Origin of the sequence: Psychrobacter sp. bablab_jr014 (assembly GCF_016464015.1) — a bacterium.
GTDB lineage: Bacteria > Pseudomonadota > Gammaproteobacteria > Pseudomonadales > Moraxellaceae > Psychrobacter.
Genome location: NZ_JACDXT010000022.1, coordinates 36,504 through 46,915, shown reverse-complemented (window position 1 = coordinate 46,915; position 10,412 = coordinate 36,504). Strand labels below are relative to the sequence as shown.

At 47.3% G+C, this 10,412-nt stretch carries 7 protein-coding genes; 6 read left to right on the top strand and 1 reads right to left on the bottom strand.

What is annotated here, in order from left to right; genetic code table 11:
- Positions 1 to 187 precede the first annotated feature (187 nt).
- A complete protein-coding gene (locus tag JIE71_RS06990) occupies positions 188 to 1,057 on the top strand; it encodes an SDR family oxidoreductase (RefSeq protein WP_199508019.1) in 870 nt (289 codons plus the stop codon).
- 424 nt (positions 1,058 to 1,481) lie between these two features.
- On the top strand, positions 1,482 to 2,432 hold the full coding sequence (locus JIE71_RS06985) for a hypothetical protein (protein WP_199508018.1): 951 nt from the start codon (positions 1,482 to 1,484) through the stop codon (positions 2,430 to 2,432).
- A 106-nt stretch (positions 2,433 to 2,538) separates the two neighbouring features.
- Here the strand turns inward: JIE71_RS06985 and JIE71_RS06980 are convergent, their stop codons facing one another.
- Positions 2,539 to 3,141 carry a cob(I)yrinic acid a,c-diamide adenosyltransferase gene (locus tag JIE71_RS06980; protein ID WP_199508017.1) on the bottom strand — a complete coding sequence of 201 codons (603 nt, stop codon included), beginning with the start codon at positions 3,139 to 3,141 and terminating at the stop codon, positions 2,539 to 2,541.
- A gap of 314 nt (positions 3,142 to 3,455) precedes the next feature.
- Between JIE71_RS06980 and cysS the strand changes: the two genes are divergently transcribed.
- The 4 genes from cysS (at position 3,456) to glmM (ending at position 10,376) form a co-directional block, all read left to right on the top strand.
- Positions 3,456 to 4,913 carry a cysteine--tRNA ligase gene (gene cysS / locus JIE71_RS06975; protein WP_199508016.1) on the top strand — a complete coding sequence of 486 codons (1,458 nt, stop codon included), beginning with the start codon at positions 3,456 to 3,458 and terminating at the stop codon, positions 4,911 to 4,913.
- A 136-nt stretch (positions 4,914 to 5,049) separates the two neighbouring features.
- Positions 5,050 to 7,011, top strand: a complete 1,962-nt coding sequence (locus JIE71_RS06970) for a mechanosensitive ion channel family protein (RefSeq protein ID WP_199508015.1) — start codon at positions 5,050 to 5,052, stop codon at positions 7,009 to 7,011.
- A 192-nt stretch (positions 7,012 to 7,203) separates the two neighbouring features.
- On the top strand, positions 7,204 to 8,676 hold the full coding sequence (gene guaB, locus JIE71_RS06965; protein WP_199508014.1) for an IMP dehydrogenase: 1,473 nt from the start codon (positions 7,204 to 7,206) through the stop codon (positions 8,674 to 8,676).
- A 335-nt stretch (positions 8,677 to 9,011) separates the two neighbouring features.
- Complete coding sequence (gene glmM / locus JIE71_RS06960) at positions 9,012 to 10,376, top strand: phosphoglucosamine mutase (RefSeq protein WP_199508013.1); 1,365 nt, start codon at positions 9,012 to 9,014, stop codon at positions 10,374 to 10,376.
- Positions 10,377 to 10,412 lie beyond the last annotated feature (36 nt).

Genomic DNA, 10,412 nt, shown 5'->3' with positions numbered 1-10,412 from the left:
GTTGGGGCTGATGCTAAAATTGCCCCATACTGCGTTACAAATCTCGCTAAGACATCTGCATTATCGTCGCTTTGCGCCTTGTCTGGAACAATTTTAGCGATCAGCAGTGCCTATTTGCGAATGTTCAACACGCCCTAATAACAATACATCATAACAATCATTTTCAGACCAGTGATAGGACTGCTTTATGCGCAATACGTTAGTAAACTTGGTGGGCAAAACAGCAAAAAAAGGCAAGACGTATGCTTATAGCGCGCTACAGCCAGAGCGCTATTTGGCAGGACTAAAAAAGCAGCAAGCAGGCAAAAATAAAACGGTACTCATTACAGGCGCAAGTTCAGGTATCGGCGAAAACATGGCGCGTGTGTTTGCCAGTCTGGGTTATAACCTTGCGATTTGCGCACGTCGCGAGTCTCGTTTAGAGCAGTTAAAGGGCGACTTAAGCGCTCAGTATCCCGATATCCGTATTGAATATCGTACATTGGATGTGGCGGATTACGATGCAGTGTTTGAGGTTTTTCAGGCGTTTAATGAAGACTTTGGTTCGATTGAAAAAGTCGTGGTCAATGCAGGGGTGGGCGAGAGTCGCCGTATTGGTAAAGGGCGTTTTGAGACCAATCGCCGTACAGCCGAGATTAATTTTGTAGCGGCATTGGCACAATGCGAAGCTGCAATGCAGATTTTTCGTGCACAAAACAGCGGGCAGTTGGTAGTGATATCGAGCATGTCAGCGATGCGCGGGTTGCCGCGTCACATGACAACTTACGGCGCGTGTAAGGCAGGTTTGGCCTATTTGGCAGAAGGTATCCGCGCGGATATGATTTTGACCAACCTACCGATTAAAGTCAGTACCATTTATCCTGGCTATATCCGTACTGAAATCAATACCAATGCCAAGCCACTGCCATTTGAAGTTGATGCCGATACGGGCTCAAGAGCGATTGTCGCGGCGATTGAGGCAGAGGTAGATGAGGCGTGCGTGCCAAGTGTACCGTGGTCATTGGTGGGTCAGATGATGAAGCACTTGCCACTACCACTGGTAAATAAAATCAGCTAGCAGGTGCATGTAACGCATAAATAGACTGCTTTTGTTAATCATAAAAAAAGTGGATAGATAGAAAAACCTGACTTTGTTCAGGTTTTTTATTGTTTTTTTTTAAATAAAAAGCAGCTTATTTGTATCTGAAAACACGCTGTATCGCTGTGCGTTTGTTACTGTTTTGCAATCATAGCCTGATTTTTACGCAATAAGCGGTTTTTATGAGCATATCAACGTGCTGCGCTGATGACCCTTGTCTACAAACACCGTATAATAGACTGATTTTCTTATCCTTATCATCCGCCATATGGTGCGGAGTTTATTTTTTATTTATAGATGTGATATGGGCGCGCACCAATTTAAATGCGGTTCTGATACTTGGTTGAGATATATTCACGATAAGAACAGCAGTCGCCTATAAAAGAGCTTGGGAGTAAGCGGTATGAGTACAGTCAATCATCAGTGGAAAAAGTGGCAGCAGCTGGCAGGTATTACAGTAATGTGTGGTCTAGCGGTCGCAGGCTGTAACCGCTCAGAGGATAAACCTGAAGAGACGGCTGAAGAAGCCCCTGTGGTGGTCGAAGAGCCACAAGCGCCACTGATTGAATGTAATGATCCGATGATTGAAGATCGCCTAAAAAGTGCGCTTGAAAATGGCCTTAACCAGCAGGCACAGCGTGCTCTAGCAGATTATGCTGACCGTGCAGATATCAGCGTAGATAGTAATGCGCTGAGCACCAAAAGTAACCGCGTAATGATTGACATCAACCATGCCACTATGTTGTCAGACGCAAGCGATAGCAACACCACTACTTGTCGTGCCAGTGTTAGTATGACCCTATCTAGCGAAGACTTGTACCAAGCGAGTACATTTGGTGCGGCGAACAATCTGCCAAACTTGCCAAATCGCTTAGCAGAACAAAATATCAGCATCAATAACAACATGTTGATAGATGACGCCTTTACCTATGTGGTGGGTATGCAAAGCGGACAGCTACAGATGCGTATCGCAGGTCGTCCAGTCATCGTGAACAGCGTGGCCGATATCCTTGCGAGTGCGGTGGTTAAAGAGCGTATCGATGAGCTAAATGCTGAGCGTCAGGCAGCAGAGGCGACGCGCCGCAATGAACGCCGCGCTGATCAAGTCCAGCAAACCCCAACGCCACCACGTGTGGAGCCACTAGAGCCTATCGAGCCAACATCCGCGCCTGAACCAAGCAGCACAAATAGCGGTAATAGCAGTAATAACAGCAGCGCAAGTAATAGCAATGCAAACAGCAGCAATACCAGCAGCGCAAATAACAATAATGGCAACAAACCTGCACTGAGCCAAGTGCCAACGGACAAGCAAACCGAAATGGTCATTACTTATGACAATGAAGCCACGTACTAATCACTATCATGGTTAAGTGAGTTGACGCCTCACGTCTTTAATAAAATAAAACGCCCAGTAGGCTTGCTTGCTGGGCGTTTTGCTATTCGCGCTATTCGATAACGGGTTAGTCTGTTTCGTTAAATTCTGCTAAAACGGAAGCATTCCATAATACCTCTGTATGATCTGTATCAGTACAAAAGCGCGCTGCCACAAACAGCCAATCGGACAAGCGATTGATAAAGCTAAGCGCCGTCTGGCGAATGGCGTCATGACGCTCGGCGTGTAGAGCGACGGCTTGACGTTCAGCACGGCGGCAGACACTACGCGCAATGTGTAATTGGCTAACGAGCGCTGAGCCTGTTGGTAGGATAAAGTCTTTTAAAGGCGGTAAGGTGCTGTTTAAGCGGTCAATCTGCGTCTCTAGCCATGTGATGTGTTTGTCATTGACACCTTGGTATTCGGGCATGGCCAGCTCGCCGCCTAGGTTGAACAGCAAGTGCTGAATGATGGTTAAGGTGTGCATCAAATCATGGTTGGTCGTCTCGTCATGGTGCGTAGGCGCTTTGGTTAATAAAGTGCGCACCATACCAAGATGGGAGTTTAGCTCGTCAATATCACCCATGGTATTAAAGAGCGCATCGGCTTTACTGAGGCGCGAGCCATCTGCCATCCCTGTCGTGCCATCGTCGCCTGTACGTGTGTATATCTTGCTTAAGCGATTGCCCATAACTGTCCTTGCTTATAAATTTGAGTATTTGTGCGTCATTGTAGTATTTTATGCCCAAGTTCGCTAAGATAATCGGCGACTTGTTTGGCGGTCGCTGTTTTATAGTAAAACCTAAGTAAAACTGATATGGCATCAGAAACACGCTCGATTAAATGCTATTTCCCTCGCTTTCTGTGACTTCGTCTCCAGAGGCTGCGAAAAATAGCCTTTAATCTCGCTGTATCATTTCTAAGTTGACTTAACTATATCTTAGCTGAGCGCTGGCAAGGACTTTTTTGGCTTTACTTTGATTTTTACCAAAAGGCGATACCTTTATGACCACATCTCTTGCCGATGCTGCCAAGCAGCTCGCTATCTACGACTCATTGACTGGACAAAAACGTCAGTTTCAGCCGCTTGTTGCTGGGCAAGTGGGTATGTATGTCTGCGGCATGACGGTGTATGACTATTGTCATATTGGTCATGCGCGTGTAATGGTCGCCTTTGATATGGCGGTGCGCTGGATGCGTACGCTCGGCTATGACGTTAACTATGTGCGCAACATCACTGACATTGATGACAAAATTATCGCCCGCGCCGCAGAGAATAACGAAGACATCAGCAGCCTAACCGAGCGCTTTATCGAGGCGATGCATGAGGACGCCGCAAGACTTGGCTGTGAGCGCCCGAATGCTGAGCCACGCGCCACTGACCATATCGATGATATGCAGTCGATGATTCAAAACTTAGTAGACAATGACTACGCCTATAGCGCGGATAATGGCGATGTGTATTACGCGGTCGACAGTTTTGCCAATTATGGCAAGCTCTCAAAGCGCAACCTTGATGAGATGCAGGCAGGCTCACGCGTCGATGTGGACAATGACAAGCGCAATGCCTTTGATTTTGTGCTATGGAAAGCAGCAAAGCCAAACGAGCCGCATTGGGCATCACCGTGGGGTAAAGGGCGTCCTGGCTGGCATATCGAATGCTCGGCGATGTCGACTAAGTGCCTTGGACACACCTTTGATATTCATGGCGGCGGGCATGATCTGCAATTTCCGCATCATGAAAATGAGATTGCCCAATCTGAAGCCAGCACAGGCTGTGAGTATGCGCGCAACTGGATGCACGTGGGCTTTATCAATGTCGATGGCGAAAAAATGTCCAAGTCACTTGGCAACTTTTTTACCATTCGCGATGTGATGCAGCAGTATCTGCCTGAGACCATCCGCTTTTTCTTATTGTCCAGCCATTACCGCAGTCAGGTCAACTTCTCGGACAGTGCCTTGACCGAAGCGCACAATAGCCTAAGTCGTCTGTATCATGCACTTAAAATCGTTGAGCAGCAAGACAGCGACATTGTCATTGACGATGCGATTATTGCTGAAGCGTATGCCAGTGAAGCAGGTCAGCAATTTATCAGCGCGATGAATGATGACTTTAATAGCGCGGCGGCAATCAGTGTGTTGTTCGGCTTATCACGCGAGGTTAATCGCGGTATTAAGGCTGATGATATCGACAGCGCCCGCAAGGCTGCAAGCCACCTCAAAGCCTTGGCAGGCGCGTTAAATCTATTGCAGCAGCCTGTGGCGCAGTTTTTACAAGCGGTGGTCGGTGAGGATAAATCAGATGGCTTGAGTGACAGTGCCATTGATGACTTTATTGCTGAACGCGCCACTGCGAAAAAGGACAAAAACTTTGCGCGCGCAGACGAGATTCGTGAGCTGCTCAAAGAAGCAGGCATTGAGCTTGAAGACAGCCGTAGCGGCACCACATGGCGACGGGCGTAAGACCATATAGGTCACAGCCAGCGCGCTTGAATAAAGCTGCACTACCAACAACATATCAACAAAAAGAGCCTGCGATTGCAGGCTTTTTTTTGTACAGTGAGTACATTGTATTATTTCGTGACTTAGAGTAGATGTTATGCCTTTTTTTTCTTGCCACCAAAGCCCATCTACTGGATTATCTTTTATCAGAAAAGTATTGAGCGCTTGTGTCGTTGCCTCGGCGGTAACATTGGCATATGCCGCACCCGAAGATTCAGCCAGACAAGATACCAAGACCACACAAACGGCCGCGCCCGACAGTTTTACCGCTTATGCTGAGCAAAAGCTGCAAGAGATCGACAAGGCGTTAGATAACCCTGCCGACATCAAACAAGAAATCCTAAACCCTGTCAATAATGCTGCGCAGCAAGCAGGATATCTGCAAGGTGACACAGGGCTAAAGGGGGACTTTAATGAAAGCTATTATGAATTAGAGATGTTAAATAAAGGGCTGCCAGAGCTGCCAGAGCCGCCCAATTTAGCAACCCCGTTATCCACCTTAGAGTTTTTTCAGTCGGCAATGGTACAAAAGCGTTATGACTTAGCCGCCTATGCGCTCAATTTAAACCTGCTTGATGAAAGATTACAGCGTAATCGAGCGCTAGAGCTGACTAAGCGTTTGGATTTTTTATTAACCAAAAAAAAGCTCTATAACTTTGATGATATGCCTGATCGCTCCGATGGTTTGATTGAACCGCCGATTGGCGATACCAGTAGCGTGATGGGTGTGCCAAGACGCTCAATAAAGCTTGGCTACATTGATTATCGTGATCGCCGCTTGCCTATTTACTTGGAGCGGGTGCGCGTTGATGATGCGCAGCCTGTATGGGTATTTTCGGCACAAACTGTTGAAAATATCGATATCTTATATGAGCAATACCATCCTGCACAGTTTGAACGCTATCTACCCGATTGGATGGAGCTGCGTTTTTTTGGCATTGCGGTGTGGGAGTTCATCGCCTTACTGGTGTTTATCAGCTTGACGTTAGGGATTGGTTGGATACTTAGTAAAGGTGCAACCAAGCTGTTAAATTGGTATGTCATCGATGAAGAAAATACCTATCACGTACAGGGGCGTAAGGGTATTGTTGATTTATTGAGTAAATTAACCGTACCGCTGACCTTTACGATTAGTGCGTCTTTGGTATTCACGCTGGTCTCAGGCGGTTTTCCGTATATAGATGCAATGGCGTCTTCCTTACGTCCGATTGTGTGGATTGCTTTGGTCGTCAGTGCAATATGGCTGGGCGTCCGCGCGATTAACTTTTTTGCCAACCGCTACCAAGATTTGCAGATTGATATCTTAGGCTCAGAAAACTTTGATAAAGAGCGCCGCCGCCGTACCTATGTGTCGGTTTTTCGGCGGATATTTATCTTTGTCATGATACTGGGTGGGTTTTGGGTTGGACTCAGTGAATTTACCAATATTGAAGGGCTGGGCAAGACGCTTTTAACCTCGGCGGGGATTGCAGGGGCAGTGATTGGTATCGCAGCGCAGCCGATTTTAGGCAATATTATCGCAGGTATGCAGGTCGCTATTACGCAGCCTGTGCGTATTGGGGATAGTGTGATTTTGGATGGCAACTTTAGCACCATCGAGGATTTGCGCTACACCTATGCGGTACTTAAGACGTGGGATGAGCGGCGTCTGATTGTGCCGATGCGTAATTTTAGTACCGATGTGATTGAAAACTGGTCACATACAGAGGCACACCAAACCTGTCCTGTGTTTTTATACGTCGATTATGGCGCAGACATTGAGGTCATTCGCCAAAAATTCATTGAAGTCACCAAGAGCAGTGAATTGTGGGATGGCAAGACGGAACCTGAAGTATACGTGGTCGAAGTGACCGAGCGCACCATCAAGCTGCGTGGCGCGGTATCAGGTATTGGCCCTATTGAGGGCTGGACGCTCTCTTGTAATGTGCGTGAGGCGATGCTCAGCTATCTGTTCCGTGAACAAAATGCCTATCTGCCTATGGAACGTATCAGCTTAACCCGCGAAAAGAAGCCTGATGATGAGGATTATCATGATAATAGCGTTATCTTGGACAAATAATCTGACAAATTTAATGTGTCAGCACAGGGCTTATTTGTTATAATGTGGCGTTATTTTTATAGGATAACTGAGCAAAGACAGTTTGCACGCATAAAGAGGACTGTAATAGGTCTGCTGCTGTAATATGTCTTGATGAAGCCATTCACCACGCTTGGTTCCTGCCCACCAAAATAACCACCGCTAGGGGTATGTATGTTGCGAATTGTCGATGACGCGTTTACTTTCGATGACGTTTTATTGTTACCAGCTTATTCTGAAGTGTTGCCAAAGACGGCAGACCTCACGACACGTTTGACGAAAGATATCTCGCTAAACTTGCCACTTATTTCAGCGGCAATGGATACGGTCACAGAGTCTGAAATGGCCATTACCATGGCACAACTGGGTGGTATGGGTATTTTACATAAGAACATGGATATCGAGCAACAAGCGCGCCAAGTTCGCCGTGTGAAAAAATTTGAAGCAGGCACGGTTGTTGACCCAATCACGGTTACGCCAGAGACGACTATCGGTGAGTTGATTCAGTTGACCAAGGCCAATAATATCTCAGGCGTGCCTGTAGTGACGCCAGGCACCAATCATGTGGTCGGTATCGTGACGCATCGCGACTGGCGCTTTGAGACCAATCTGTCTCAGCCTGTCAGCAACATCATGACGCCAAAAGACCAGCTGGTTACCGTACAAGAAGGCGAGAGTAACGAAAACATCAAGCGCCTATTGCACGAGCATCGCATCGAAAAAGTTGTGGTCGTCAGCGACGACTTTAGCTTACGTGGTCTGATTACTGTCAATGACTTTGCGAAAGCAGAAAATAACCCAAATGCCTGTAAGGATGCCAAAGGCCGTCTACGCGTTGGCGCTGCGGTAGGTACGGGCGCAGACACCCAAGCTCGCGTTGAAGCGTTGGTTGCGGCGGATGTTGATGTTATCGTGGTTGATACCGCGCACGGTCATTCTCGCGGCGTGATTGAAAAAGTCTCTTGGGTGAAGAAAAACTTCCCGCATATCCAAGTTATCGGTGGCAACATTGCAACAGGCGATGCCGCAAAAGCGTTACGTGATGCTGGCGCAGATGCTGTAAAAGTAGGTATCGGCCCTGGCTCTATCTGTACCACACGTATCATCGCAGGTATCGGTGTGCCACAAATCTCAGCCATCGACAGCGTGGCCAGCGCGCTACAAGATACCATCCCATTAATCGCTGATGGTGGTATCCGCTTCTCAGGCGATATGGCAAAAGCCATTGCCGCAGGCGCCTCATGCATCATGGTTGGTTCACTGATGGCAGGTACAGAAGAAGCCCCAGGTGAAGTGGAGTTGTTCCAAGGTCGCTACTACAAAGCGTATCGCGGCATGGGTAGCCTTGGCGCAATGTCAGGTCAAAACGGCTCATCTGACCGTTATTTCCAAGACGCCAAAGACGGTGTTGAAAAATTAGTACCAGAAGGTATTGAAGGCCGTGTACCGTATAAAGGCCCTGTTGCAGGTATCGTCAACCAGTTGGTTGGTGGCTTACGCTCATCAATGGGTTATACGGGCTGTGCCACTGTTGAAGAAATGCGCACCAAGCCGCAGTTCATTAAAGTAACGTCAGCAGGTATGAAAGAGTCACACGTACACGACGTGCAAATCACTAAAGAAGCGCCAAACTACCGCGTGAACTAAGGGTTAGGGCGTGTGCCTAATTTAAACGTTTATGACTAAATGGGCTAAAAATGGCTAAATCTTTGGCAAACGGTGTCAAATAGCTGGTCAATATCTTGATATTGCCTGTGCTATTTTCCTTGTTTGCCTTTGATTTACCTCATTTTTATCACCATTTTTAAAATAGGCACACGCCCGAGTGACAATTTGTCTATAAAATAGCCAACAATGCAGGTTCATTGTTGGCTTTTTTTTTGTACAATACGCTATGGCATTATTCAGCGCCAGACGAATAACGATAAAGACGGACAAGCGTGTCCGCGATTGATGGTTTTTATAAAAAAGGAGTGTTTACGATGAGTTATTTTGGTACCGACGGTATTCGCGGTAAATTTGGTCAAGCACCAATCAGCCCTGATTTTATTTTAAAGTTAGGCTATGTGACAGGCCGTGTACTCATTGAAAACAATCAAAAATCTACCCGCAAGCCCAGTGTCGTTATTGGTAAAGACACACGTCTGTCAGGCTATGTGATTGAAGCGGCGCTGCAAGCTGGATTTAACGCGGCGGGCGTTGATGTGCATATGCTTGGGCCATTACCAACACCTGCTATTGCTCATTTGACCCGCAGTTTTCATGCAGATGCTGGCGTGGTTATCTCAGCCTCGCACAATCCTTATTATGACAATGGCGTAAAATTCTTCTCTGCTGAAGGCAAAAAGCTGAGCGATGAGATGCAAAATGCCATTAATGATAAGCTTGATGACATCATGAGCGCGGATAGCGATGCGGTTATTATGCCCATTATTGACCCTGCTGAACTGGGTAAAAACCATCGCACCGCCGATGCCAAAGGGCGCTATATTGAGTTTTGTAAGGGCAGCTTTCCCTATCAGTATGACTTAAGTCATTTAACCGTCGTTGTCGACTGTGCCAATGGCGCAGGCTATAGTGTTGCGCCGCGTGTATTGCGTGAACTTGGCGCAACGGTTATTGCGATTCATAATCAGCCAGACGGTATTAATATCAATGCTGATTGTGGTTCTACGCATCCTGAATCTCTACAACAAGCAGTCGTTGAGCACAATGCCGATGTGGGTATTGCGTTAGATGGTGATGGTGACCGCATTATTATGGTGGATGAGCTGGGTCAGTTGGTTGATGGCGATGGCATCCTATACATTCTTGCGACCAAAGGCGCGAACAAAGCGGCTGGCGTGGTAGGCACACTGATGAGTAATATGGGACTGGAGCTGGCGCTACAGCGTGAAGGTATTGCCTTTAAACGTGCCAAAGTTGGCGATCGTTATGTGATGCAAGACTTAGAAAAAGAGGGCTGGATATTGGGCGGTGAGCCGTCAGGACACATTCTTTGCTTGGACAAAAGTCGCACAGGCGACGCCATCATCGCGGGGTTACAAGTGCTTGCGATTATGCAGGCTTCGGGTAAGGCGCTCAGTGAGCTTACCGAAGGCTTCGACGTGTTGCCGCAAAAACTGGTCAATGTGCGTCTAGCTCAGATGCAAGACCCGTATGATAATGACGAGTTGGTCGCCGCCTTTGATAAAGCCCGCGTCAGTCTGGTCGGTCGCGGTCGTTTACTGATTCGTAAGTCAGGTACTGAGCCGATGATTCGTGTCATGGTTGAGTCAGATGACGAGATTGAATGCGATGTGCTCGCTAATGAGCTGGCGGACAAAATTAAAGCTGTATTGGCGTAATTATCGTGAATGGTGAATGCTTGAGCACTTGTTGCC

Bases quoted from the DNA above. Each gene is read 5' to 3' on its own strand.
- JIE71_RS06990 (WP_199508019.1), top strand. From the start codon at position 188: ATGCGCAATACGTTAGTAAACTTGGTGGGCAAAACAGCAAAAAAAGGC.
- JIE71_RS06985 (WP_199508018.1), top strand. From the start codon at position 1,482: ATGAGTACAGTCAATCATCAGTGGAAAAAGTGGCAGCAGCTGGCAGGT.
- JIE71_RS06980 (WP_199508017.1), bottom strand. From the start codon at position 3,141: ATGGGCAATCGCTTAAGCAAGATATACACACGTACAGGCGACGATGGC.
- cysS (WP_199508016.1), top strand. From the start codon at position 3,456: ATGACCACATCTCTTGCCGATGCTGCCAAGCAGCTCGCTATCTACGAC.
- JIE71_RS06970 (WP_199508015.1), top strand. From the start codon at position 5,050: ATGCCTTTTTTTTCTTGCCACCAAAGCCCATCTACTGGATTATCTTTT.
- guaB (WP_199508014.1), top strand. From the start codon at position 7,204: ATGTTGCGAATTGTCGATGACGCGTTTACTTTCGATGACGTTTTATTG.
- glmM (WP_199508013.1), top strand. From the start codon at position 9,012: ATGAGTTATTTTGGTACCGACGGTATTCGCGGTAAATTTGGTCAAGCA.